Consider the following 25583-nt stretch of genomic DNA (forward strand, 5'->3'; position numbering starts at 1 on the left):
AGCATTGCAATTGACTATATTTTGTGCAACCCTGAGATATAATTGATATAAACCATATCAACAATATCTACGTTCTATCTAAGTTCGGATAAGGGGGTCTAGCATGAGTATCAAGGCAGCAAGAAAAGGCAGAGCAAAGGAAAAAACGCTCAGCTTAGGTTATGTTTCCCTTCTTGATGTGCTTTCGCATCAACAAGAACACATTGAGCATATTCATGTCACAGAAATCCCTCCCAACGAAGCGGATCGTTTCTTACTTGTTGAATTACCTGAAGAGATAGCTGGAGATCTTGATGTCAGAGATCTACGTATCGCGCTGCTAAGTGCGCTAAATACAGCCACTTCGATTAAACGTAATTCTTCATCCAAAATGTTCAATCCTGAAATTTATGTCCATCCCGATGATCTGAGTGGAGACAACAAAAAAGAATCCTGGAGAACATCAAACCGGAAAGATCGGATTGATGCGCTAAAAAACACGATCCTGGAAGAATCAAAATGGCTCCCAGCATATGAATTAAGCCAGTCTGCGGGTTTTTCGTTGCTCAATCCTAGTGCTACCCCTAACCGCTGGAAAAAGGCTAAAAAAATCTTCGCCATTTCAGTCAAAGGAAAGGATTTATACCCACAATATGCGCTGGATGAAGGGGGGTTGCCTATTCCTATCATCAAAAGCATCATTGAAGTTTTTGATGGGAAAAAAACATCTTGGGGAATAGCTATCTGGTTTAGTACATCTAATTCATGGTTAGGCAAAGAAAAACCGAAAGACGTTTTGATGAGCCGCCCAAATGATGTGTTAAATGCAGCAAGGCAAGAAGCAGAGGGGCCAATACATGGTTAATTCCCTCAATGGAAAGTCCGTCAAAACGGATATCTGGAAAGCCCAAAAACCGATTGAGCGTATTCATCATCAAGCATACAAAGGCGCTGAGTTTAATCCGGGAGAAGGAAATGCCAGATTCAGCCCCTGCAAAAATACTCAAGATGCTCCCATCCCCACGATCTATGGTGGTGAGAATATCTCCGTTGCCGTGATGGAAACCATTTATCATGACGTGCCAACAGGATGCAATAACCTGCCTTTTGATCTGGGAAAATTAGATAAACTTGTCTATAGCCAACTTATCCTTGGCGTCGATCTCATCACGGTAGATATCAATATGCGAGTATTACGGAAGTGGGGCCATGATCCAAAAGATGTTTTACTCTCCGATGCCGAAAACTATCCCCACACTCAAGAAATAGCGAGCCAAATCTACCGAGATAATCCATCAGCTCAAGCGATAACTTGGGCATCAAAACAACATGGTGATAAAGCGATAATGCTATTCGGTGATCGGCTTAAAGAAAACAAGCTGACAATATCCATTGAATCACTACCACTCTGGTCATCTAACAAAGTGATAAAAGCTGTGGATTTACTGGCAGATGAAATGGGCCTTATGACCTATACCAATCAAGAGATTATTTAATTCCTACCCTCTGGCAAAGAAAAGATTATAACTGCGGCTCGAATCTGTATTACATCAAAAAGTGAATTTTGTTGTGAAGCAAAAGCCAGTTTCATCTGTCAGAACACATCAATGATAAACAAATCATGATGAACAAATAGGAGCTGCTATGGATACATCTTTTACCTCAACGTTTACCTCAACAACCTTTCCTGATGATTACCGCCAAAAAATCCGCCAAATGAAGCAAGCCATGCGTAAGCAAATTGGCGATGTCGAAGGCTTGTTCAAACAGGTCTGTGACAAAATAGAAAAAGAACTCGCCGCCGCTCGGGAAGATGAAAAAAACATGGGTAGCGCCTGGCCTGAAATCCACTGGCGTGACTTGGTCGAAAAGCGAATCACAGCAGAAACCATACAAAAGATTAAACGCCGCGGATGCTTAGTCATCAGACAGAACTTTCCGCGTGATACCGCGCTTGCATGGGACAAATCCATGCTTGATTACCTTGATTTGAATAATTTTGATCGTGTGTATCAAGGCACTGGTGATAGTTATTTCGGTAGCCTTGAAGCATCCCGTCCAGAAATTTACCCCATCTACTGGTCTCAAGCACAGATGCAAGCCCGACAAAGTGAAGAAACCACTCAAGTTCAATCTTTTCTCAATCGCCTGTGGAAATTTGAATCAGATGGATCGTGTTGGTTTGATCCTGATGTCAGCATTATTTACCCCGACCGTATTCGCCGCAGACCGCCGGGCACCACTTCCAAAGGGCTTGGCGCTCATACTGATTCTGGCGCTTTAGAGCGTTGGCTGCATCCTACTTATCAAAAAGTGTTCAGAAATATTTTCAATAATCAATTTGCAGAATACGATCCTTGGGATGCGGCCTATCGTCCAGAGATGAATGAATACGAACTGGATAACGTAACCCGATGCTCCGTTTTTCGCACATTTCAGGGCTGGACGGCGCTGTCAGATATGGCGCTCAATCAGGGGCTTCTGCATGTTGTCCCCGTGCCAGAAGCCATGGCCTACCTGTTGTTACGGCCTTTACTAAATGATGTGCCTGAAGATGAACTGTGTGGCGTTGCTCCTGGTAAGGCGCTGCCAGCTTCTGAGAAATGGCATCCGCATCTTGTCCGTGGGTTATGCAGCATTCCATCATTACAAGCTGGGGATTCGGTATGGTGGCACTGTGACCTTATCCATTCCGTTGCTCCCGTGGAAAATCAGCAAGGCTGGGGAAATGTCATGTATATCCCCGCCGCACCTCTGTGTGGCAGAAATCTGGATTATGCACATAAAGTGGCAGATTCGCTTGAAAATGGTATATCTCCGGCTGATTTTTCCCGTGAAGACTATGAAACGAACTGGCAAAACCGTTTTACTGCTGCCGACTTAACCCCCATCGGCCTGCGTGGTCTTGGCTTGAATTAAACCGTTAACCTAGCGCCGATGTCTCTGTCGGTGTTAGGCCCCGCTAAATAACACAATTAAGACTATCTCTTTCACTAATAAATACTTTTTTACAAAGGGAATATTATTCCCCATTTCTCGTGGATTTATTATTTAATTGATATCTATCTGGTTATATAGGCGTGGTTTTCTGATATTAATTGTGATTATTGATTTGTATCAAAGTCCTCCATGCTGTTCTTTTTTAAGCTAACCCAGCCTGTTTTGTTAACATTATACTGTTACTGGGGTGTTAAATGAGCATGTTAAAGCTTTGTATTATCGGTAATGGAATGGTCGGCCACCGCCTTATTGAAGACTTAATGGATAAAGCCGGGCATGAACAGTTTGAAATTACAGTATTCTGTGCAGAGCCGCACTTAGCTTATGACCGTGTCCATCTCTCCTCTTATTTTTCCCACCACACCGTTGAAGAATTATCCCTTGTTCGGGATGGTTATTATGAAAAACATAATATCCGTGTGCTACAAGGTGAACGGGCTATCATGATTAATCGGGATGAAAAAGTCATCCATTCTAACAGTGGCAGGATAGTGGAATATGACAAACTAATCATAGCCACAGGCTCTTCCCCTTGGATACCACCAATAAAAGGCCATGAAGGTTCCAATTGTTTTGTTTATCGCACAATTGGGGACTTGAACGCGATAGAAGCATGTACCAAACGTAGTCGTCGGGGTGCCGTTATCGGTGGCAGTCTGCTCGGGCTGGAAACCGCCGGAGCACTGAAAAAGTTAGGGATAGAAACCCATGTCATTGAGTTTGCATCTGTATTAATGGCCGAACAGCTTGACCCAATGGGGGGCGAGCAGCTAAGAAAGAAAATCGAGCGTATGGGAGTCAAAGTTCATACCAATAAAAATACATTGGAAATCTTCCATTCAGGCCATAGCTATAATAAAACCATGCTGTTTGCTGATGGCGATTCGCTAGAAGTGGACTTTATTGTGTTCTCCACAGGAATTCGCCCTCAGGATACATTGGCCCGCCAATGTGGGCTTACCATTGCTGAACGGGGTGGCATTGTCATTAATAATAATTGCCAGACATCTGATGAAGATATCTACGCGATTGGTGAATGTGCTTCATGGCAAGGAAAAACCTATGGTCTAGTCGCGCCGGGTTACAAGATGGCTCAAGTGGCAGTCGATCACATACTGGCAAGGAGTAATGCTTTTCTTGGCGCTGACCTGAGTGCAAAACTGAAGTTGCTGGGTGTCGATGTCGGAGGAATAGGTGATGCCCATGGCCGCCAGTCCGGCTGTCGCAGCTACATTTATCTGGATGAAAATAAAGAAATTTATAAAAGACTAATAGTCAGCGAGGATAACAAATATCTGTTGGGGGCTGTTTTAGTAGGTGATACCACTGATTACGGCAACCTGCTACAGATAATGCTGAATAATATTGAGCTTCCAGCTAACCCAGACTCATTAATATTACCTACACATGCCGGAGGTAGTAAGACTTTATTAGGGAGTGATGCATTACCTGATACTGCCCAGATATGCTCCTGCTTTGATGTGACGAAAGGCGATATTATTCAGTCTGTGCAAAGAGGCTGCCATACGGCGGCGGCCATCAAAGCAGAAACCAAGGCCGGTAGCGGGTGCGGAGGTTGCATTCCGTTAATCAGTCAGGTTCTCAACGCCGAGCTGATCCGTCAGGGTATTGAGGCCAATCATCATTTGTGTGAGCACTTCGCCTACTCACGACAGGAACTTTATCATCTGATCAAAGTGGATCGGCTCACATCATTCCGGCAACTGGTGGAAAAATATGGCAAGGGCTATGGTTGTGAGATCTGTAAACCGACGGTGGCTTCTTTACTGGCTTCCTGCTGGAATGACTATGTTCTGAGTGATGATCTTGTGCCGTTGCAGGATGCAAACGATAACTTTTTGGCTAACATCCAAAAAGATGGCACCTATTCTGTCATTCCCCGTTCTCCCGGCGGAGAAATCACTCCGAATGGGCTGGTAGCCGTGGGAGAGATAGCCAAAGAATTTAATCTATATACTAAAATCACTGGCTCTCAACGAATAGCGATGTTCGGTGCACAGAAAAATGACCTGCCACTCATCTGGCAACGCCTGATAGATGCCGGATTCGAAACAGGCCATGCTTATGCCAAGGCATTAAGAATGGTGAAAACCTGTGTAGGCAGTACTTGGTGCCGGTTCGGTGTTGGCGATAGTGTCGGTTTGGGCGTTGATCTGGAAAATCGCTACAAAGGCATTCGTACCCCTCATAAGATGAAATTCGGTGCCTCCGGCTGTACACGTGAATGTTCGGAAGCTCAGGGTAAAGATGTCGGTGTGATTGCGACAAATAAAGGCTGGAACCTGTATGTCTGTGGTAATGGGGGAATGAAACTCCGACATGCAGACCTATTAGCGTCTGATCTCGATAAAGAGACTCTCATTCATTACATTGACCGTTTTATGATGTTCTATATCAAAACTGCCGATAAATTACAGCGCACTTCCGTTTGGCTGGAAAATATGGAAGGCGGGATAGATTACCTCCGCACGGTTATTATTGATGACAAACTCGGGCTGAATAATCAGCTAGAGCAGGATATGGCTGAACTGAGAACACGAGCAGTCTGCGAATGGCAGCAAACCATAAATGATCCTCATGCGCTGATCCGTTTTTCCCACTTTATTAATAGTACTGAGCGTGATCCCAATATTCAGATGGTCGCAGAGCGGGCGCAGCATCGGCCTGCACGCCCACAGGAGAGAATTGCAATCAGGCTGGTTAAATCTGAGGAGGAAACAACATGAGTCAATGGATAGAAGTCTGTCTGCTAGAAAATATTGTTCCCAGTACAGGTGCTTGTGCTCTGGTTGGGGATCAGCAGGTCGCCATCTTTCGGCCTTTTGATGACGAGCAGTTATTTGCGTTAAGCAATATCGACCCCTTTGCCTCTGCCAGCGTACTGTCCCGTGGGCTGATTGTTGAGCATGATGATGTGCTATGGGTTGCCAGCCCATTGAAAAAACAGCGTTTTAGGCTAAGTGATGGCTTTTGTTTGGAAGATGCGGCTTACTCTGTCCGTTCATTTCCGGCCAGAGTGAATAACGGGTATGTGCAGGTTTTTCTTGGACAAAACATTCCAATTTTTCACTCTTAGCAAGAAATATCGACCTTTTGAGACACCCTCGCATCGGGCGAGGGTTTACGGCGTTTTTCGCTAGAATATCGATACATTTTTATGCGGCCTTTATACCCTTCGTCTTTCAAACTGCAACTTAAAATCCATTGGGTATATGCTTGACCTTGTGTAAAATCTCCTCAATTTGACTGGTTCATTAGGACATATACCATTTCGTAAGACTTAAGGAGCAACACCATGACAACTTATGCCCTGGTAGGCGATATCGGCGGTACAAATGCACGGCTGGCATTATGTGATGTGGATACTGGGCAACTGAGCGCAGTCGAATTCTACCCCTGTGCGTATTATGCTTCGCTTGAAATTGTTATCCGCCAATACCTGAAACAACAAAACTGTGAAGTCAATTATGGCTGCATCGCCATTGCTTGTCCGGTGACGGATGATGTTATCAGTATGACCAACCACAGTTGGCGCTTTTCCGTTAGCCAAATGAAAGCATCCCTGGGATGGGAACGTTTTGAGGTGATTAACGATTTTACCGCCGTTTCCCTCGCAATTCCGGTTCTGGGGGCAGATGATGTGATTCAGATTGGCGGAAAGCAGCCTCAAGCCAAGCGCCCCATCGCGGTTTATGGTGCAGGAACTGGATTGGGTGTCGCACATCTTATTCACACAGGAAACCAATGGATGAGCCTGTCCGGTGAAGGCGGTCATGTGGATTTTGCGCCAGACAGCGCAGAAGAAGATCATCTGTTGAATGTATTGCGGGAAGAATATGGTCATGTCTCTGCCGAACGTGTTCTTTCCGGACCTGGAGTGGTGAATATTTATCGTTCGCTAATGAAACTTAACGGTCAGCCAGTAGAAGACCTTACCCCGCGCGACATTTCCGATCGTGCGCTGAGTGGAAATTGCCCTACCTGCCAACATGCGTTGGAACTGTTTTGTACGGCGTTGGGACGTTTTGGCGGAAATTTAGCACTGAATATCGGTGCATTTGGCGGTGTTTACATTGCGGGAGGGATCGTCCCACGTTTCCTTGATTTCTTCCAAAAATCGGGTTTCCGGCAAGGATTTGAAAGCAAAGGCCGATTTACGAGTTATTTACAGGATATTCCTGTGTATCTGATCACCCATGATAAACCGGGGTTATTAGGTGCCGGGTCTTATATTCGTCAGGCGCTGGGTAAAGCGATTGGGTAAATAGATTCGATATATCCTATATATAGTTGCTCATGCTATTTATTTGTTTGATTTGCAGAGAACAAATTTCAGCGGTATTTAGCATGAGTGGCAATATCCTTAATAGTAATTTGTGAATCAATGTGTTACCTCAAACAGCAAGTCCAATTGCCCGCCGCTCAATGAATTATCTAACACTGCATCGTTCCTTTTCTTTGAACGACGCGCTTTGATTTGCCTGCACATGGAATCAATTTGCTCAACAATCCCCCATTTCTCGTTAACTAAGAGATGCTTTGCAAACCAACTTAGGTAGTTGGCTATTGCTGTAAGCCGGAAATACTGGGTGCCGTTGCTGATAATATCGGTAGACTCATCTAACCCATTGAAATGAAATACAGAGTTGAAAGAATAAATAGTGGGTAACTTATGCCTTTTTCGTTGAGTGAAGTCGCAAAGAGCATCAAGTTCGAAGTCCTTGAAAAATTGCTTTGTCAGTATTCTCTCTTCAAGATCAATATTTCATCAATCAATAAACTGAAGAAACACAATAAAATGACTGACCTCTGCTTCTATTGGTGCAAAGGCTACACTCCTATTACGGCGTTGTGTTGTGAAATAAAGGTTGAGGGTAATAAAGTGGGAGGCCAACAGAGCGATCCACGACCAAACAGCAGCGATCTCCACTTTCCATGACAAAGCGATTTATCCCATACGAATTAGCCATAAGGATAATCTACTAATTTTACATTTTTTAAATGTAGACCTTTTCTCTTTTTCTTTCTAAATTTATTTACTATAAAAAACAGAAGAAAAAAAGGCTCTAATTAACAGAGCCTTATAATAATTTTTTACCAATTAATTCTCAGGTAAACGTCAGAACGGAATATCATCATCGAAATCCATTGGGGGCTCATTGCTCTGTGGCGCAGGAGACTGTGCCGGACGAGATGGCGCACCGCCGCCGCTGAATTGCTGAGATGCTTGTGGCTGCTGTGGCTGTCCCCAACCGCCGCTTTGTGCTGGTGCTTCTTGCCCTGCTGCACCGCCGCGACCGCCCAGCATCTGCATGGTGCCGCCAACATTTACCACGATTTCGGTGGTGTAACGGTCTTGACCACTCTGATCCTGCCATTTGCGAGTCTGCAAAGAACCTTCGATATAAACCTGAGAACCTTTGCGCAGGTATTCACCGGCAACTTCTGCCAGTTTGCCGAAGAGCACTACACGATGCCATTCGGTTTTCTCTCTCATCTCACCGGTTTGCTTGTCACGCCAGCTCTCAGACGTTGCTAGAGTAATGTTGGCGACTGCACCGCCATTCGGCATATAGCGAACTTCCGGGTCCTGCCCCAAATTACCCACTAAAATAACTTTGTTTACGCCTCTGCTGGCCATTGGGAATACTCCTGATGAAATGAATTTTGCTAAAAACGGATTTCTTTAATTATAAGCGAAGTAGTTTACCATGCGAGGACTAAGTTTAAACATAGACCCGTTATATTATACTTTGCGAAGCGAATCGTACTTTACATTGTCATGGTTGCAGCATGATTACCCGTCAAATACTGTATATCCAATCAGCAATGTTTGTGCAATAATAACGCGTTTATGAGTTTTGCTCTATCAATAATCTGGGAAGTGGTATATGGATAACATCGAAGTTCGGGGCGCCCGCACCCATAATCTCAAGAACATCAATTTAATAATTCCCCGTGACAAGCTGATCGTCATTACTGGGCTGTCTGGCTCCGGTAAGTCATCTCTGGCTTTCGATACGCTGTATGCGGAAGGTCAGCGTCGCTATGTGGAATCACTCTCTGCGTATGCCCGCCAGTTTTTGTCACTGATGGAAAAACCAGATGTCGATCATATCGAAGGGCTATCCCCCGCCATTTCCATTGAGCAAAAGTCTACTTCCCATAACCCGCGCTCTACTGTCGGGACGATCACCGAGATTCACGATTATCTCCGCCTGCTGTTTGCACGTGTGGGTGAACCGCGCTGTCCCGAGCACGATATCACGCTGGCAGCCCAAACTATCAGTCAGATGGTGGATAATGTACTGGCACTGCCGGAAGGCCAACGGCTGATGCTGCTGGCTCCTGTCGTCAAGGAGCGTAAAGGCGAGCATACCAAGCTGCTGGACAATCTCGCGGCACAAGGCTATATCCGCGCCCGTATTGATGGTGAAGTGTGTGATCTTTCAGATCCACCCAAACTGGAATTACAGAAAAAACATACTATCGAAGTGGTCGTCGATCGTTTCAAAGTGCGTGCCGATCTCGCTCAACGGCTGGCAGAATCATTCGAAACCACACTGGAACTATCCGGTGGCACTGCTGTCATTGCCAATATGGATGATGATCAGGCCGAAGAGCTGGTTTTCTCCGCCAATTTTGCCTGTTCGGTCTGTGGCTATAGTATGAGCGAGCTGGAGCCTCGCCTGTTTTCTTTCAACAATCCCGCAGGGGCTTGCCCAACTTGTGATGGTCTGGGTGTTCAGCAATTTTTCGATCCTGACCGTGTTGTTCAAAATGAAGATATCTCCCTTGCCGGAGGTGCAATCCGAGGTTGGGATCGCCGTAATTTCTATTACTTCCAGATGCTGAGATCACTATCTGAACACTATAAGTTCGATATTGAAACGCCATTCAATCAATTGAGTCCAGACATTATAAAAGTGGTTTTATACGGTTCAGGCAAAGAATCCATTGAATTTAAATACACCAATGATCGTGGCGATGTGACCGTTCGTAACCATCCGTTCGAAGGTGTTTTGCACAATATGGAACGCCGTTATAAAGAGACGGAATCCAGTGCTGTACGTGAAGAATTGGCAAAATATATCAGCAATCGTTCCTGCGTCTCTTGTGAAGGAACCCGATTGCGTAAAGAAGCCCGTAACGTCTTTATCGAAAGCACCACTCTGCCGCAGATTTCGGATTTCAGCATCGGTCATGCGATGGCGTTTTTCCAAAATATCAAACTGAGCGGACAACGCGCTAAAATTGCCGAAAAAGTCCTGAAAGAGATCCGTGATCGCCTGAAATTTCTGGTTAATGTGGGATTGAATTATCTGACTCTCTCCCGTTCAGCAGAAACCCTTTCCGGTGGTGAAGCTCAACGTATCCGTTTGGCCAGCCAGATTGGTGCCGGTCTTGTCGGAGTGATGTATGTGCTGGATGAACCCTCCATTGGCTTGCATCAACGAGATAATGAGCGTTTGCTGGAAACTTTGCTGCATCTGCGCAATCTGGGTAATACCGTTATCGTGGTCGAACATGACGAAGATGCCATCCGTGCGGCTGACCATATTATTGATATCGGGCCTGGGGCGGGCGTGCATGGCGGCGAGATTGTTGCCGAAGGGACTATCACCGATATCATGGAGAGTAAAAAATCTCTCACAGGAAAATTCCTGAGTGGTGAATGTAAAATTGCCATCCCAGAGCAGCGTGTACCTGCCAATCCAGACAAGATGCTGAAATTGATTGGCGCAAAAGGCAATAACCTGAAAAAGGTGACATTAAAACTGCCTGTTGGCCTGTTTACCTGTATCACAGGGGTTTCTGGTTCGGGTAAATCAACGCTGATCAACGATACGCTATTCCCTATCGCACAGCGCCAGCTAAACGGGGCAACAAACATTAATCCTGCACCTTATATCAATATCCAAGGTCTTGAGCATTTTGACAAGGTAATCGATATCGACCAAAGCCCGATCGGCAGAACCCCCCGTTCAAACCCGGCCACTTATACTGGTGTGTTTACCCCTGTGCGGGAATTATTTTCAGGCGTTCCTGAATCTCGTGCCCGTGGCTATACACTAGGGCGTTTCAGTTTCAATGTTAAGGGGGGACGCTGTGAAGCCTGTCAGGGCGATGGCGTGATAAAGGTTGAGATGCACTTCCTGCCTGATATTTATGTGCCTTGCGATCAATGTAAGGGCAAGCGTTACAACCGCGAAACGCTGGAAATCAAATATAAGGGCAAGAATATTAATGAAGTGCTGAATATGACCATTGAAGAGGCCCGGGAGTTTTTCGATGCGGTTCCAGCCCTCGCCCGCAAGCTGCAAACTTTGATTGATGTCGGCCTTTCCTATATTCGCTTGGGGCAATCCGCAACGACACTTTCAGGTGGGGAAGCACAGCGAGTAAAACTGGCGCGGGAATTATCCAAACGGGGTACAGGCCAAACACTGTATATCCTTGATGAACCGACAACTGGCCTGCATTTCGCGGATATTCAGCAATTACTGTCTGTTCTGCATCAACTGAGAGATCAAGGAAACACGATTGTTGTGATCGAGCATAATCTGGATGTGATCAAAACGGCTGACTGGATTGTCGATCTTGGCCCTGAAGGTGGCAGCGGCGGCGGTGAAATATTGGTATCGGGAACACCAGAAGAAGTAGCTCAATGTAAAGCGTCTCATACTGCCCATTTTTTGAAGCCAATACTTGAGCGTGACTAGTTTACTTTAGTAACCAAAATAATCTACTATCCTCCCCACACCGTGGGGAGTTTTCATCTGTTTTATAACCAATTGTTAACCAAACCCACCCCCATACGTGCAAAAAAGACTTTTCTTGCAGTCATTTCGAATGAAATAACCTTTCGTAAATCAGCATCGTATTGTTGATCTAATATTATTAATGATCACATTGCCGATGTACTAATGTCATAATGACATAACATATGCTCTAAATTTATAATGGAGATTCTACATGTATATGTTTTTACCATTCTTAATTGCGCTAGTTATCATTGTCACTGTCATTACCGGCAAGAAAAAGCTGACGTATACGCTTTGGTTTGCTTTATTCGTCATCACGGTATTTTGGTTTAAATATCATGCTACTGATGCATTGAATCTTTCTTTCTAATCGGAGCCCGTAATGAATAATACAATGTCATCACCAAGTAATATTAACCTGGCAACAGCCTTGAATATTCTCGGTCTGTTCGGTATTAGTGTGATTTTGATAGTCGCATTTTATTATCAATTAGCGCGTTTTGAACTTCCTTGCCCATTATGTTTATTGCAACGCGCAGGCATCATAATGATTGGTTTCGGCTTTTTGTTTAATATTTATTTTGGCATAAAAAATGCCCATTATAGCTTCTCACTACTTGGCTGTATTGTGACTGGATTCGTTGCCATGCGTCAGGTTTCTCTACATATCCTGCCGGGAGATACTGGATATGGTTCAACTTTCTTCGGATTGCATTTTTATACTTGGGCTGCAATTCTGTCTATTCTGACCATCATTGCCATCGCGGTTATTATGCCTCTGAAAGCAGGCAATACTGAATCGGCAAGATACTCCCCTCCAACATTAGGCAAAATTGCCATGGGTTTGTTCGCATTTTTAATCGCAGCCAATCTGGTTTCTACCATATTGGAATGTGGCAGTGGGCAATGTGATGACAACCCAACGTTCTATCAGTTACTGAAAAAGTAATCTGTCCATATTGGAACCATTAAGCAGAAAGGCTGCGGTATTCTGGCAGCCTTCTACTTTCGACAAAAAGCCTCAGCAATACATTCCGCAATTATCGATTCAATATAACCGAATCGATGAAATAACAGACTTCATGAGCCTCTTCTGGCGTTGGAACCTCCAACTTGCCAAGCATTCGATCCATCACCTTATCCGGTACCGCATATTGGCGATTACTGTTCTGCTGCCGCCAGCACTTGTAGTCTTGTTCAATGTAAACAACCCTAACTCTGGCATTATAACTCACGAACAATTTGATCAACTGCTGACGCATTTTCCCTGTCAAATTAGTGGCATTCCAGATGAAATCTTGCCTATTGCGTAGATTCTCTCTGGCTTGCTGCTTCGCCTGCTGTACTACCCAACCATTAGCATCTTTATCTTCTGGGCTAATTTGATGCTCGCGACGAATTGCATCCAGACTGATGACTGGCATTCTTTTACCATGCTGTTGGATAAAATGGTCTTTACCCATACCCGGCAATCCACACAGCAAAATCACCTTACTGCCATAGTCATCATAAGGCTGATAATCTGGCTGTTCACTGTCAGTAGAAAAGTAATGGAAACGGGCTTCACCAGAAGAAAATGCCCATGGCTCACACCAACAGTCCTGCTCACGACAGTAAAGTTCAAACAGTTCAATACGCTCAAGCAACTCTCGCGTATCATGGCATGTGCGCCCCAATACATCCGCTTTTGCCAGTAAAGTCAGCAAATAAGTATCGACACGTAATGACGCCGCCAGTAGTGCTTTTTGTGGACTCGGTTTTTCCATTAACCACAATGGCAATCCATGAAAACGCACAAGTGCAACGATTTGTTCCCGTATTACAAATGGCGTAGGTATTTGCTGAAACAAAATTTGTCTGACCGTCAATTCACCTTTACGGGCGTGACCCGGAGAAATAGTGCGTCCATCCCAATCCTCCCGCGTCGTGCTACGCTTCTCTACATCATGCAATAGTGCTGCTGCCCAGAGAATCTCCTGTTCTTCAGCCGTCAACAATGAGTATTCCGGCAATTTTTCCAATGCAGCCAATACCATTTGAGTATGGATTGCGACATCACCTTCGGCATGATGAGTCGGATCTTGTTGAACTCCATCCATATCAGCGATAAAAGAGAAAGTTGAGGATAAGTAATCCCATGCTTTATTGTGACTGAATACCCAACTCATTCTCTTTCTCCTTTCGCACTATATTTCTTCAGGTTAGAAAATTCATTCGAATTAGAAAGACATTCAAAATAGAGAGGAGCCCTTTGCCAATGACGCTTCCAATGAATATCCGTTTTGACATGGTTTTTTCGCACATATTTAAAAACATGATGTGCAAAATCAGTAAATAAATATTCCCCTGCATCGCGGCTAACAATACCCTCCATCGAACACACCTGTTTGGTTTGTGTATCCCATGAAGAAAAATAACTTCCCTGCTTTACCGTTTTGATAATATTTTGCATAAATTGAGATTCATTCCGCGTTTCAGGAATGCTGATTTCAGGCACAGTCGGAAAATCGAATAACGCGGCATAAAATTTGACTTCTTCCCAACTGAGCCAGCTATCTTTAATGCGTACCGCAAACACAAAAAAATATTCTTCAAGATGACGATATTCAATGGAGTGAATGGCATAAAGATTTTCGCCAAAGATCTCGATATCACCTAAATCATCTTTGAGCAATTGCCAACGCTGGCGAATTTGTTGAGTCCATGCCGATTGTGTTGGTGCAGCATGAGATCGGGCAAATACGCCATATCGATTCAGACAGTTATTTTCACCGTCTAACTTTTCTGTGTGAACAAGCTGCTTAATTTTTTGCACATCTTGCCACCAATGATGATTAATGCGATCGTCACTGGTCGTGCCTGGTGAGAACGGGTAATGGAACGTTCTACCATATTTTCTTGATTGCATATCCATAATGCTTTGACTCTTTTAATAATTATCCCAATAAAAGCGCAATAACGCTTTTACAGACTAATGTTCATCCTAATAATCGATGAAAGAGCTCAAGAGTTGGTATTACATTTTCTTTATTTCCATTCAGTTAATCTTTTAGCATCAAAAGATTGAATTATATCTTCGATTGGATTGGGTATTACAGTGAAAGGGAGTTGTTAAAAATTTAGACGCTAGTATATATAAAACCGTTATAGATTGACATGGAGAACAAACTTCAAGCAAAAATAACCAATAAAAATCTTCTACTTTGAGCTATCACAGGGATATCTGTGATATGAAAACTCATGTTATCTTGTTATGCGAAATATTCTGTATTACTAATCCTACGGACTGAAACCTTTAATTCACGTGGTTGTGGAGTTTCCCCTGTCCACTATTAGAACAGGGGATGTGTAAATCCTACTGCGGAAAATTACTAACTCACCGCAGCAAACGCCTCAGCAATGCGTTGTACGTTGTGATGGTTCACTCCCGCCATGCAAACGCGGCCAGAACCCACCAAGTAAACGCCAAATTCTTTACGCAGTCGATCAACTTGCGCCTGACTGAATCCGGTATAACTGAACATACCGTGCTGTGTCAGTAAATGGTCAAAATTTTTCTCTGGCAAAGCTTGTTTCAGTGCATTAACCAACACTGTCCGCATTTCTCGAATGCGCAAACGCATCCGTTCAACTTCTTCCAGCCATTGGCTTTTAAATTCAGGATTACCTAAGACCCTGGCAACAACCTGAGCACCAAAATTCGGTGGGCTAGAATAAATACGGCGTACACCCGCTTTCAATTGCCCCAAGACACATTCTGCGGCTTTTGTATCATCACCGATAACTGATAATCCACCGGCACGCTCACCATACAGTGAAAAGATTTTCGAGAATGAATTACTGACCAGACAAGGTAATTCTGCATTTGCCATTGCGCGGATTGCATAGGCATCTTCTTCCATGCCATCTGCAAACCCCTGATAGGCGATATCAAGGAAAGGGATTAACGCCCTCTCTTTAGCAATCTGAACTACCTGATCCCATTGGTCATTAGTTAGATCTGATCCCGTCGGATTATGGCAGCAAGGATGCATCAAAATAATGCTTTTTGCTGGCAGTTGCTTGAATTTTTCCAGCATTTCGTCAAATTTTACCCCTTTGGTTTTGTCATCAAAGTAAGGGTAATAATTCACCTTGATCCCTGCTCCGGCAAAAATTGCAGCATGATTTTCCCATGTTGGATCACTGCACCACACTTCAGAATCAGGGAAATAACGGTGTAAAAAATCTGCTCCCACTTTCAATGCGCCTGAACCACCCACTGTTTGAATGGTCGCAATACGTTTCTGATTTAACAATGGATGATCTTTACCGAACAGCAATTCCTGAATTGCTACTCGATAGGCAAGTAGTCCTTCCATGGGGAGATAAAGAGAAGCAGACTGTGGCAAAGCGCTCATTTGCTCTTCAGCGGTTGCAACAGCCTGCAATTGCGGGGTGATGCCTTGTTCATCGTAATAGAGCCCGATGCTCAAATTGATTTTTTCTGCTCGAGGATCGTTATTAAATTCTTCCATCAACGACAGAATAGGATCACCTGCATACGCATCAACATTCTGGAACACTACGTTATACTCCCTGCTACTGAGTTATATAAAAGACGTACTAGCAGACAATATAACTTACCGGATTATTCGTCTAGATATTCCATCGCAACACGCGAAGTCAATTTAGTGATCAATTCATAAGCACTGATCCCCGAATGTCCAGCGATTCTTTCAACTGGCAGGACACTGCCCCAAAGGATAACTTCATTCCCAACTTTATCCTGACATGCAGGCCCTAAATCCACAGTAATCATATCCATGGAAACACGACCAACAAGTGGCACTTCCCGACCATTAATAAATACTGGCGTGCCGGCTGGAGCACTACGGGGATAACCATCACCATATCCCATTGCCACGACACCAAGACAGGTGTCACGTTCACTACTCCACGTACCGCCGTATCCTACCGATTCACCTACTTTATGTTTACGTACAGCGATTAAACTGGATTTTAGTGTCATGGCAGGGATCAAATTGAAATCAGCAGCGGTTTTGTCCACCATCGGTGAGACGCCGTACACCATGATGCCAGGACGAACCCAATTCAAATGCGCTTGGGGCCACAATAAAATTCCACCCGATGCAGCTATGGATTTCTCGCCAGATTTATCCGCAATAAATGCCATAAAATGATCAATTTGTTGGCAAGTCGTCTCTATGGTAGGTTCATCTGCACGGCTAAAATGGCTGACGATATTAACGGGCTGTTCAACGTTATGGCAGCGGCTCAAGCGTTGATAAAACGTCTCAGCTTCATCAATCCTAACTCCCAAACGATGCATGCCTGTATCCAGTTTCATCCACACTTTAATCGGATGGGACAAATCTGCCTGTTCCAATGCTTCGAGCTGCTCAATGCTATGCACCACGGTTTCAATATGATTGACGACAAGAACGGGTAAATCCGCCGCCTCAAAAAAACCTTCTAATAGCAAGATTGGTTTGACGATCCCACCACTACGCAGGGCGAGAGCTTCTCCAATTCGAGCGACACCAAAACAATCAGCGTCTTCCATTGTGTACGCAGTTTCTAATAAACCATGTCCATAGGCGTTTGCTTTCACAACTGCAATTACTTTACTGTCAGGAGCTTGTACCCTAACCTGTTGCAGATTATGTCGCAGAGCGCGGCGGTCGATAACAGCAGTTGCCGCTTTCATTTTGTCCCCTTTTGATGATTTTCCAGTCAGGCCTGGTAAATAACAGCCTATCCCCATAGATGCTGATTATTGCAAATCATTTGAACATGAACGATAGGCCGCTAGATTTATTCGTCGCTATAGGTTGGCCCAGCGTAATTATCGAACCGTGACCATTGACCATTAAACGTCAACCTTACCGAACCGATAGGGCCGTTACGCTGTTTACCAAGGATGATTTCTGCCACACCTTTCAGTTCACTGTTGTCGTGATAAACCTCGTCACGATAGATAAACATGATCAAGTCGGCATCCTGTTCGATAGAGCCTGATTCACGCAGGTCGGAGTTAACCGGACGCTTATCGGCTCGCTGCTCCAAACTACGGTTAAGCTGGGAGAGTGCAACAACCGGCACCTGAAGCTCTTTCGCCAACGCTTTCAATGAACGGGAAATTTCCGCAATCTCCAGTGTTCGGTTGTCAGATAAAGAAGGAACCCGCATCAATTGCAGATAGTCGATCATAATCAAGCTCAGTCCGCCATGTTCACGGAAAATCCGTCGCGCACGGGAGCGCACTTCTGTCGGCGTCAAACCGGATGAGTCATCGATATACATATTGCGTTTTTCCAACAAAATACCCATGGTGCTGGAAATACGCGCCCAATCTTCATCATCAAGCTGACCGGTACGAATACGCGTTTGATCCACGCGAGAAAGGGACGCCAGCATACGCATCATGATCTGGTTGCCGGGCATCTCAAGACTAAAAATCAATACTGGCTTATCCTGCATCATCGCTGCGTTTTCACACAGGTTCATCGCAAAGGTCGTTTTACCCATCGAAGGACGCGCGGCCACGATGACTAAATCTGATTTTTGCAGACCCGCGGTTTTTTTATCCAGATCTTGATAACCTGTAGAAACTCCCGTCACACCGTCATGTGGACGCTGATAGAGCTGTTCAATTCGTTCAACGGTTTCTTCAAGTATCTGCTCAATGCCTTTCGGGCCATCTTCTTTGTTGGCCCGATTTTCTGCAATCTGGAATACCCGTGATTCCGCCAGATCCAGTAATTCTTCGCTGGTTCGCCCTTGTGGATCATAACCCGCATCTGCAATTTCATTTGCCACTGAGATCATGTCACGAACTACCGCCCGTTCACGGACGATATCAGCATAAGCATTAATGTTCGCTGCACTTGGGGTATTTTTTGACAATTCTGCCAGATAGGCGAATCCACCGACATTATCGAGTGCACCATTCTGTTCAAGAGATTCCGATAACGTAATCAGGTCGATAGGTTTACCCGTTTCGAGCAAACGCTGCATCTCAGAGAAAATACGCCTGTGTGGTCGGCTGAAAAAATCATTGCTGACAACACGCTCGGAAACATTATCCCAACGCTCGTTATCCAGCATCAAACCGCCCAACACTGATTGCTCTGCTTCCAAAGAGTGTGGTGGAAGTTTCAGCCCTTCCATTTGGCGATCTTTTGGTTCAGCCATACTGTTGTTAGTTGGTTTTTTTCCAGCCATGTATACCGCTTCAATCCACTAAACAAGAACAAAATAGCGCATCAGTATACGCCATGAAAATAGCCTTGAGTAATTATATATAGAATGTAATGATTTCGGATACATTAACGCCGTTTGCAGCGGTTTCATTTCAAACGTGCGAGGCTGTTCCCAATATTTTTAAAATAATGAGAGGGTTATCATGGCAAAACACATCGAATTTTCCGCAACTGGCAGCCCCGAAGTACTCCGATATTGTGAATTTATCCCAGTCGATCCCGCACCTGATGAAGTACAAGTCGAAAATAAAGCTATCGGGATTAACTATATCGATACCTATATACGTAGCGGGCTATATCCACCAGCCAGTCTACCCAGTGGCCTCGGAACTGAAGCTGCGGGCATTGTCACCAAGGTTGGCTCAAATGTGACATCAATTAAGATCGGTGATCGTGTAGTTTATGCCCAATCAGCCTCTGGTGCTTACAGCGAGGTACATAATGTACTTGCAAGCAAATTAGCGCTGTTACCTGATGAAATTTCATTCGAACAAGCTGCGGCATCATTTCTAAAAGGCTTAACCGTTTATTATCTATTCTACCTGACACATAAAATCCAAGCAGGGGAAACATTTCTGTTCCATGCAGCCGCCGGCGGTGTTGGTTTAATTGCCTGTCAGTGGGCAAAAGCGCTGGATGCTAACTTGATTGGGACGGTTGGCTCAGACGAAAAAACAGCCCTCGCCAAAGCGGCTGGGGCATGGCAGACCATCAATTACAATCGAGAAAATATTGTGGGGCGGGTCTTAGACATCACTAACGGGGGAAAAGTTGGTGTGGTCTATGATTCCGTTGGCAAATCGACATGGCTGGATTCGTTGGATTGTTTGAAACGACACGGTTTGATGGTCAGTTTCGGCAATGCTTCGGGGCCAGTAACGGGAGTAGACTTAGGCATCCTTAATCAGAAAGGTTCTCTATTCGTCACGCGCCCTGCCCTTAACGGTTATATCACTACTCGTGAAGAACTAAATGAAGCCAGCAAGACTCTGTTTGATTTGATTGCCAGTGGCAAAATTAATGTCGATGTGCCAGAGAACCAAAAGTTTCCATTGAGCGAAGCAGTAAGGGCACACCAGACACTGGAAAGCCGCGTAACTCACGGTTCCAGCTTGTTGATTCCTTAACGGCATTGATGATTATCTGCATGGTCAATGTCATAACAAAAACATGACAAAAAAATGCACGAGCGGACTACATCCGCTCTGTTACCATTTCCAGTGCTTTTTCAATTACCACAATATCAGCGCCGGGTTTATGAGCGTTTTCACTCAAATGACGACGCCACTGACGTGCACCGGGAATACCTTGAAAAATTCCCAAAATATGGCGAGTGATATGCCCCAAATAGGCGCCTTTTGACAATTCCTGTTCGATATAAGGATAAAGCGCCTTAACCGCATCAACCGTATTTGCCACTGGAACTGTTTGGTCAAACAACTCACGATCCACATGTGCCAGAATAGATGGATTCTGGTAAGCTTCCCGCCCAATCATCACGCCATCCACATACTGCAAATGCTGCTTCGCTTCTTCCAATGATTTGATACCGCCGTTAATGGAAAACGTCAGTTGTGGGAAATCTTTCTTCAATTGATAAACCCGAGGATAATCCAATGGTGGAATTTCACGGTTTTCTTTTGGGCTCAAGCCAGACAGCCACGCCTTGCGCGCATGGATAACAAAATCATCGCAATCACTATTTCTTACGACAGTATCAATGAAATCGCATAGAAACTCGTAGCTATCCTGTTCATCAATCCCGATGCGAGTTTTGACAGTAACAGGAATATCTACCACATCCTGCATCGCCTTAACACAATCAGCTACTAGTGCCGCATCTCCCATTAGACAAGCGCCAAAACGACCATTCTGCACACGATCAGAAGGACAGCCGACATTCAAATTAATTTCATCGTAACCCCGTTCCTGCGCAATCTTGGCACATTGCGCCAATGCCTGAGGATCACTGCCGCCCAATTGCAATGCCAGTGGATGTTCATGCTCGTTATAAGCCAGATAATCCCCTTTGCCGTGAATAATCGCGCCCGTTGTGACCATTTCTGTGTAAAGCAGCGCTTCCTTACTTAATAAGCGGTGGAAGTAACGGCAATGGCGGTCAGTCCAGTCTAACATGGGTGCAACAGAGAAGCGGGACGGTTTGAATTTCCCGCTATCTGTTGATATGGCAGTGAATTTACTATGTTTTTGAGTCTGTATATTTTCGTGCATTTCAGGTCATTTTAGGCTATTTTTGGATTATCGGCACCCCAAACAGAACCCCATTAATATGGGGACCTGAACAGGAGAGCATCAAAGATGGCCTACTATAGCATAGAAAAGCGTCCCCGCGCAGATGGTACAGTTCGTTACCGTTGCACCGTTGGTGTTAAGTCTGGCGGTAAATATATTTACAGAGAGAACCGCACATTCGGAAAACAATCCCACGCCAAAACATGGGGTGCCATGCGGGTGGCTGAACTGGAGCAAAACGGGGTTCCTACGCAAAATGATACCGAAGATTTAACAGTTGGCGATCTACTACATAAGTACATCAATGACCCTGATCTAGGCGGAAAAGTAGGAAGAACTAAAAAGTATGTGTTAGATATGCTCTTGGATAGCGAGTTAGCAAAACTAGCTCTTTCTGAATTATCAGTAAGTCATGTTATTGAGTATTGCAAGCAAAGGTATTCTACAGGCATCACTCCCTCAACTATTAATCATGATGTCAGCTACTTAACATCAGTATTAAAATCAGCTAAGCCAATCTATAACATAGATTATGTCTCAAATCCCGCATATGAAGCGAGACCTTTATTGCTTCAAATGGGATTAATAGGTAAATCTAAACGCCGCAGTAGAAGGCCTATGCTTGATGAGATTGACAAGCTTATTGAGGGGTTACGTAAACGTAGCAATCATAGAGAAGGAAAGATTCCCTATGAGGAGATCTTGAATTTTTCAATCCTGAGCTGTATGCGTATAGGTGAGGTATGTAAAATTAGATGGGACGACGTGGATAACGAGCAAAGGTCTGTCAGGGTGAGAGACAGGAAAGACCCAAGGAAAAAGACAGGTAATCACATGTCAGTCCCTTTATTAGGAGATGCTTGGGAGATTGTTCAGCGCCAACCAAAAACAAGCGAATTAATATTCCCTTACAACCCCAAGAGCGTGACCGCTGGGTTCCAAAGAGTTCGTAATGCTTTAGGTATCCAAGACTTGCGCTATCATGATCTGCGTAGAGAAGGTGCGAGCCGCTTATTCGAGGCTGGTTTCTCAATTGAGGAGGTTGCGCAGGTTACAGGACATCGTTCTCTCAATATATTATGGCAAGTCTACACAGAACTGTTTCCAAAAACTCTGCATGACAAATTCAATAAACTCATGCAGCAGAAAGAAGGATAATCACTATAGGGCAGACACCTGCCCTTTTACATACGGGAAATTCCCGTATCTACATATGCAGCCTGCTTGATTTCCAGATAACTCTGTAACCTATTGATTTTTCCGAGGCCGTCACTTTGACCCAACTGTTGGGGAAATCCCAATGATTATTTTATGTGCTGGACAAAAGGAATAAATGTATTGTGTTTCAGTGTGTTACTTGGACATAAGGGGCTGGACAAAACAACTTAACCCCTTGTTTTTAGCTCGCTCTTTTGTGCGCACCTCTTAATGAGTTGTGCAAAGTCCGATTATCAGATAGCAGTTCTTGCCTCAGCCAATGAAGTAACCTATTGATTCTTTCGAGATCCTCACTTTGGCCGCCCCAGCTAATGTAACTGGACGAAAGTTTGGTTGATTTTAGGTAATTACTGATCGGGGTGGGATTATGGTTTGTGATGGTGGGGATATTGGGGGGATATGAAAAAGGCCACGCCGGAGCGCAGCCCAAAAAATTAATCATGCCAATTGAGGTGGAAACGGTATGTTTTGCCTGTTTGTTTCAATACTTCACCCAATTTTCCCAGAATTGGATACTCCGGAGTACCATATTCATAGTAAACATCGTAAGTGTATGGGTAGTCTTTGTTGCCATAATTACGCATGGAGGCCCCCAAGCTGTAGGTGACGTTATCAACGGTGACGTGTAGGTTTTTCTTCACCAACGAAACCATTTTTTGATAATTATTGTCATCAGAAGAAACCCGCAGATGCAATAAGTCACTGGCCTGTACACTAAAACTAAGCGAGGACATGTTTTGGATCACGGTACTGTTTTGAATCACATTTAACGACCCAAAAGGTAACATGCTTTCATCCAGCCCTCCTCGTTCACTTTTGTATCCCCAGTACACCACTTTCCCTGATGGCTGCCCCATCTTTGCGGTCAGATCAAAAATCAGCGTATCGAGTTCAGGCTTAACGGCCTCTTTGACTAATTCCCAGTCATCGGACATCAAATCTTCCTGTGTCGGCTGCCAAGGAGCCCAGTGCCCTTGTTTATTGCGCTTATCAATATGCGCAAGGTAATCATCCTGACTTTCCGTGTCCGCGTCGCGGGGAATAAAGCGTACATGCTCGGTTTCAAGCCAGTCACTGCGGCGGGCTTTATTACCCAATTTCAACTGAATCAGTGCCCACCAAAAAGAACCCTCCAGCGCAATAATCTGGCCCGTATTGTCATCAGCCGACTTATATTCACACTCATGTTCAGACTTAATAAATTCAGACATACTATTTCCTTATATTGAAAAATAATGGGAAGCCGTGATAGTTAACTTCCGTCCGCTGTTAGACAGCCTGGAGATATTAACGAATGCTGATGGTTGAATGAATTGATTACCTTTGTGTGGAGTTTTGTACAAATGGGTGAAAAATAAATAAGTGAAACAGTATTCAATTGAAACAATATTTTTTATTGCGTTCTGTGTGAATTCATTACGCCGTTATCTCACAGATTTAGAAAGTTCCGATCATACATTAGGAAAAGTGATTGATATGCCATAGAAAGTAAAGCGAGACGCAAGTATAGAAATCATGATTAATCTAATTAATATATAACTACCCCAGCATAAAAAAAGAAATTAAAACTGTATAACATCTTTTGTTACACATAAAAAACCAAAATAAAAAAATAAATGAAATTTTATATCGAAAAAATCAATAATATGGAGTTGACGGCAAACAATAAAATCTATACAATTCACCGCAATCGAGCCCGGCCCCCTGGTCAACTCCTGATAGTTAAGGATTGATTATGGCTGGGCCTTATTACATCTGAGACATGGAACTTTTTATGTCGAAACAACAAATGAAACCTCATAAAAACTACGATGAGTTAATTGCGCTATTGGAATCCAGAGGAATGACAATAAACGACAAAGGACACGCAAAGAAAAAACTCAGCCAAGTGGGATATTATCGACTATCCGGTTTCTGGTTTCCCTGTCAGACTACAGTGCCACATAATGGTAATCCCAAAAAAGATAATGTGTTTCTTTCTGGAACGTGTTTTAGGAACGTGTACGACCTATACCTTTTTGACAAAAAAATGCGCCTACTTATGATGGATGCTTTAGAAAGAATTGAAGTATTCATTCGTTCTATTATCGCTCATGAAATGGGTTCTATTCATCCATTATCATACTTACATGACGAGCATATAAACCGCAATAAGCTGGTAAATAAAAAAGATAAAAACAAGCCCAGTCCAAGAAAAGGGTGGCTGGAAAAACAACAGAAAAAAATAGACTCTAGTAAAGATGATTTTATCAAGTGGCATAAGACAGAATATGAGGGAATTCCTTTTTGGGTAGTTATTGAGACATGGGACTTTGGCTTAATGTCCAAATATTACGATATGTTAAAGGGTACTTATCAGGATATTATTCTAAGCAAATTGGGAATTCCTAAAGGTAATGGTCCCATTTTTGCAAATTGGTTGAGTGCAATGAACGTATTAAGAAATAGATGCGCCCATCATTCAAGAATATGGAACAAAAACAACGAGCCAAAACTGAGGAAACTAGATCACGAATACTTTAATACATTAAATCTAGAAGAATCTGCATATAATAAAATGTATGGTATGATAACTGTATTATGGTTCCTTATTAAAAATATTGGGCCAGGCTCAAATTGGCTTAATAACGTAGCGGAATTAATCATTAAAAAACCAAATCTTCCCGGCTGCTATTTAAAATCCATGGGATTTCCTGATAATAATTGTTTGCCACAACATTTATTAGAGTTAATTAAAAAAGATACATAAAAAATAGCCTTAATTCTTATTGTCATAATATCAAATTTTCCTCACCTCCATTAGGGGCAACTTACTCCTGTTCTAGTCATTATTCCTGCTGATCAATATCAGCAACCGTCTCCGCCCCTGTCACTACTTCCCCCTCACATTCCACACCGAATCCGCCGGCATCCGCCCACAATTTCCCCAATCCACCCCACTACCCGCTAATCTCCCCTATGGGTTATTTATTGAATGAAGAGAGGGGCGCGCAGCCCCTGTCATTACTTCGGCTGTTCCGGCCATGGGATATCGGGGGCGGTATCTGCGGATTTCTGTTGCTGCTGATTCCACACCGAATCT

The 25583-nt window shown here is 44.0% G+C and carries 21 protein-coding genes; 13 read left to right on the forward strand and 8 right to left on the reverse strand.

Annotation, left to right across the window (positions count from 1 at the left end; translation table 11 throughout):
• Positions 1-103 precede the first annotated feature (103 nt).
• From H8A87_RS14180 to H8A87_RS14210, 7 genes are all read left to right on the forward strand, one after another.
• Positions 104-844: a hypothetical protein gene (locus tag H8A87_RS14180; RefSeq protein WP_198690596.1), complete on the forward strand. Its 741-nt coding sequence runs from the start codon at positions 104-106 to the stop codon at positions 842-844.
• Complete coding sequence (locus tag H8A87_RS14185) at positions 837-1475, forward strand: RES family NAD+ phosphorylase (protein WP_198690597.1); 639 nt, start codon at positions 837-839, stop codon at positions 1473-1475. Before H8A87_RS14180 ends, H8A87_RS14185 begins: the two co-directional genes overlap by 8 nt.
• Positions 1476-1623: 148 nt before the next feature.
• Complete coding sequence (locus H8A87_RS14190; protein ID WP_198690598.1) at positions 1624-2898, forward strand: DUF1479 domain-containing protein; 1275 nt, start codon at positions 1624-1626, stop codon at positions 2896-2898.
• Between the two features lie 275 nt (positions 2899-3173).
• On the forward strand, positions 3174-5726 hold the full coding sequence (nirB, locus tag H8A87_RS14195) for a nitrite reductase large subunit NirB (protein WP_198690599.1): 2553 nt from the start codon (positions 3174-3176) through the stop codon (positions 5724-5726).
• Entirely contained in the window at positions 5723-6076 is a 354-nt protein-coding gene (gene nirD / locus H8A87_RS14200) for a nitrite reductase small subunit NirD (RefSeq protein WP_198690600.1), read from the forward strand. Before nirB ends, nirD begins: the two co-directional genes overlap by 4 nt.
• Positions 6077-6295: 219 nt before the next feature.
• Positions 6296-7264: a glucokinase gene (gene glk, locus H8A87_RS14205; protein WP_198690601.1), complete on the forward strand. Its 969-nt coding sequence runs from the start codon at positions 6296-6298 to the stop codon at positions 7262-7264.
• Between the two features lie 408 nt (positions 7265-7672).
• The gene (locus tag H8A87_RS14210; protein WP_198690602.1) at positions 7673-7939 is read left to right on the forward strand and encodes a hypothetical protein; all 267 of its coding nucleotides are present in this window, start codon (positions 7673-7675) and stop codon (positions 7937-7939) included.
• A gap of 180 nt (positions 7940-8119) precedes the next feature.
• On the opposite strand, the gene H8A87_RS14215 is transcribed toward H8A87_RS14210, so the two are convergent.
• Positions 8120-8641, reverse strand: coding sequence for a single-stranded DNA-binding protein (locus tag H8A87_RS14215; protein ID WP_198690603.1), 522 nt, complete (start codon positions 8639-8641; stop codon positions 8120-8122).
• A gap of 250 nt (positions 8642-8891) precedes the next feature.
• Between H8A87_RS14215 and uvrA the strand changes: the two genes are divergently transcribed.
• From uvrA to H8A87_RS14230, 3 genes are all read left to right on the forward strand, one after another.
• A complete protein-coding gene (uvrA, locus tag H8A87_RS14220; protein ID WP_198690604.1) occupies positions 8892-11723 on the forward strand; it encodes an excinuclease ABC subunit UvrA in 2832 nt (943 codons plus the stop codon).
• 253 nt (positions 11724-11976) lie between these two features.
• Positions 11977-12135 (forward strand): DUF5993 family protein, encoded by a 159-nt coding sequence (locus H8A87_RS14225; RefSeq protein ID WP_198690605.1) that lies wholly within the window; start codon positions 11977-11979, stop codon positions 12133-12135.
• A 12-nt stretch (positions 12136-12147) separates the two neighbouring features.
• Entirely contained in the window at positions 12148-12714 is a 567-nt protein-coding gene (locus H8A87_RS14230; RefSeq protein ID WP_198690606.1) for a disulfide bond formation protein B, read from the forward strand.
• A 91-nt stretch (positions 12715-12805) separates the two neighbouring features.
• On the opposite strand, the gene H8A87_RS14235 is transcribed toward H8A87_RS14230, so the two are convergent.
• The 5 genes from H8A87_RS14235 to dnaB all read right to left on the reverse strand — a co-directional run bounded on the left by H8A87_RS14235 (position 12806) and on the right by dnaB (position 18992).
• Positions 12806-13933: an AAA family ATPase gene (locus H8A87_RS14235; protein ID WP_198690607.1), complete on the reverse strand. Its 1128-nt coding sequence runs from the start codon at positions 13931-13933 to the stop codon at positions 12806-12808.
• On the reverse strand, positions 13930-14679 hold the full coding sequence (locus H8A87_RS14240) for an RNA ligase family protein (RefSeq protein WP_198690608.1): 750 nt from the start codon (positions 14677-14679) through the stop codon (positions 13930-13932). Before H8A87_RS14240 ends, H8A87_RS14235 begins: the two co-directional genes overlap by 4 nt.
• A 457-nt stretch (positions 14680-15136) precedes the next feature.
• Positions 15137-16330 carry an amino acid aminotransferase gene (locus tag H8A87_RS14245; protein WP_198690609.1) on the reverse strand — a complete coding sequence of 398 codons (1194 nt, stop codon included), beginning with the start codon at positions 16328-16330 and terminating at the stop codon, positions 15137-15139.
• 65 nt (positions 16331-16395) lie between these two features.
• Positions 16396-17475, reverse strand: a complete 1080-nt coding sequence (gene alr, locus H8A87_RS14250) for an alanine racemase (protein WP_198690610.1) — start codon at positions 17473-17475, stop codon at positions 16396-16398.
• A gap of 107 nt (positions 17476-17582) precedes the next feature.
• Positions 17583-18992: a replicative DNA helicase gene (gene dnaB / locus H8A87_RS14255; RefSeq protein ID WP_198690611.1), complete on the reverse strand. Its 1410-nt coding sequence runs from the start codon at positions 18990-18992 to the stop codon at positions 17583-17585.
• Between the two features lie 181 nt (positions 18993-19173).
• Here dnaB and H8A87_RS14260 point away from each other — a divergent pair, with 181 nt between their 5' ends.
• On the forward strand, positions 19174-20157 hold the full coding sequence (locus H8A87_RS14260; RefSeq protein WP_198690612.1) for a quinone oxidoreductase: 984 nt from the start codon (positions 19174-19176) through the stop codon (positions 20155-20157).
• A 67-nt stretch (positions 20158-20224) separates the two neighbouring features.
• Here the strand turns inward: H8A87_RS14260 and dusA are convergent, their stop codons facing one another.
• Positions 20225-21262 carry a tRNA dihydrouridine(20/20a) synthase DusA gene (gene dusA, locus H8A87_RS14265; RefSeq protein WP_198690613.1) on the reverse strand — a complete coding sequence of 346 codons (1038 nt, stop codon included), beginning with the start codon at positions 21260-21262 and terminating at the stop codon, positions 20225-20227.
• An 87-nt stretch (positions 21263-21349) separates the two neighbouring features.
• Here dusA and H8A87_RS14270 point away from each other — a divergent pair, with 87 nt between their 5' ends.
• Positions 21350-22441, forward strand: coding sequence for a tyrosine-type recombinase/integrase (locus tag H8A87_RS14270; protein ID WP_198690614.1), 1092 nt, complete (start codon positions 21350-21352; stop codon positions 22439-22441).
• Positions 22442-22935: 494 nt separating this feature from the next.
• Here H8A87_RS14270 and H8A87_RS14275 read toward each other — a convergent pair whose 3' ends face one another.
• Positions 22936-23712, reverse strand: coding sequence for a DUF2829 domain-containing protein (locus H8A87_RS14275; RefSeq protein WP_198690615.1), 777 nt, complete (start codon positions 23710-23712; stop codon positions 22936-22938).
• Positions 23713-24275: 563 nt separating this feature from the next.
• On the opposite strand from H8A87_RS14275, the gene H8A87_RS14280 reads away from it, so the two are divergent.
• Complete coding sequence (locus tag H8A87_RS14280) at positions 24276-25250, forward strand: Abi family protein (protein WP_232370261.1); 975 nt, start codon at positions 24276-24278, stop codon at positions 25248-25250.
• Positions 25251-25583: the final 333 nt, after the last annotated feature.

The organism is Xenorhabdus lircayensis (genome assembly GCF_016306625.1).
Taxonomy (GTDB): Bacteria; Pseudomonadota; Gammaproteobacteria; order Enterobacterales; family Enterobacteriaceae; genus Xenorhabdus; species Xenorhabdus lircayensis.

What these genes read in the sequence shown, in the direction of transcription:
- H8A87_RS14180 (WP_198690596.1), top strand. Translation starts at nt 104, where the DNA reads ATGAGTATCAAGGCAGCAAGAAAAGGCAGAGCAAAGGAAAAAACGCTC.
- nirD (WP_198690600.1), top strand. Translation starts at nt 5,723, where the DNA reads ATGAGTCAATGGATAGAAGTCTGTCTGCTAGAAAATATTGTTCCCAGT.
- dnaB (WP_198690611.1), bottom strand. Translation starts at nt 18,992, where the DNA reads ATGGCTGGAAAAAAACCAACTAACAACAGTATGGCTGAACCAAAAGAT.
- H8A87_RS14230 (WP_198690606.1), top strand. Translation starts at nt 12,148, where the DNA reads ATGAATAATACAATGTCATCACCAAGTAATATTAACCTGGCAACAGCC.
- H8A87_RS14275 (WP_198690615.1), bottom strand. Translation starts at nt 23,712, where the DNA reads ATGTCTGAATTTATTAAGTCTGAACATGAGTGTGAATATAAGTCGGCT.
- uvrA (WP_198690604.1), top strand. Translation starts at nt 8,892, where the DNA reads ATGGATAACATCGAAGTTCGGGGCGCCCGCACCCATAATCTCAAGAAC.
- H8A87_RS14185 (WP_198690597.1), top strand. Translation starts at nt 837, where the DNA reads ATGGTTAATTCCCTCAATGGAAAGTCCGTCAAAACGGATATCTGGAAA.
- H8A87_RS14225 (WP_198690605.1), top strand. Translation starts at nt 11,977, where the DNA reads ATGTATATGTTTTTACCATTCTTAATTGCGCTAGTTATCATTGTCACT.
- H8A87_RS14270 (WP_198690614.1), top strand. Translation starts at nt 21,350, where the DNA reads ATGGCCTACTATAGCATAGAAAAGCGTCCCCGCGCAGATGGTACAGTT.
- H8A87_RS14280 (WP_232370261.1), top strand. Translation starts at nt 24,276, where the DNA reads ATGTCGAAACAACAAATGAAACCTCATAAAAACTACGATGAGTTAATT.
- nirB (WP_198690599.1), top strand. Translation starts at nt 3,174, where the DNA reads ATGAGCATGTTAAAGCTTTGTATTATCGGTAATGGAATGGTCGGCCAC.
- H8A87_RS14260 (WP_198690612.1), top strand. Translation starts at nt 19,174, where the DNA reads ATGGCAAAACACATCGAATTTTCCGCAACTGGCAGCCCCGAAGTACTC.
- alr (WP_198690610.1), bottom strand. Translation starts at nt 17,475, where the DNA reads ATGAAAGCGGCAACTGCTGTTATCGACCGCCGCGCTCTGCGACATAAT.
- H8A87_RS14190 (WP_198690598.1), top strand. Translation starts at nt 1,624, where the DNA reads ATGGATACATCTTTTACCTCAACGTTTACCTCAACAACCTTTCCTGAT.
- H8A87_RS14215 (WP_198690603.1), bottom strand. Translation starts at nt 8,641, where the DNA reads ATGGCCAGCAGAGGCGTAAACAAAGTTATTTTAGTGGGTAATTTGGGG.
- H8A87_RS14240 (WP_198690608.1), bottom strand. Translation starts at nt 14,679, where the DNA reads ATGGATATGCAATCAAGAAAATATGGTAGAACGTTCCATTACCCGTTC.
- H8A87_RS14235 (WP_198690607.1), bottom strand. Translation starts at nt 13,933, where the DNA reads ATGAGTTGGGTATTCAGTCACAATAAAGCATGGGATTACTTATCCTCA.
- glk (WP_198690601.1), top strand. Translation starts at nt 6,296, where the DNA reads ATGACAACTTATGCCCTGGTAGGCGATATCGGCGGTACAAATGCACGG.
- dusA (WP_198690613.1), bottom strand. Translation starts at nt 21,262, where the DNA reads ATGCACGAAAATATACAGACTCAAAAACATAGTAAATTCACTGCCATA.
- H8A87_RS14210 (WP_198690602.1), top strand. Translation starts at nt 7,673, where the DNA reads ATGCCTTTTTCGTTGAGTGAAGTCGCAAAGAGCATCAAGTTCGAAGTC.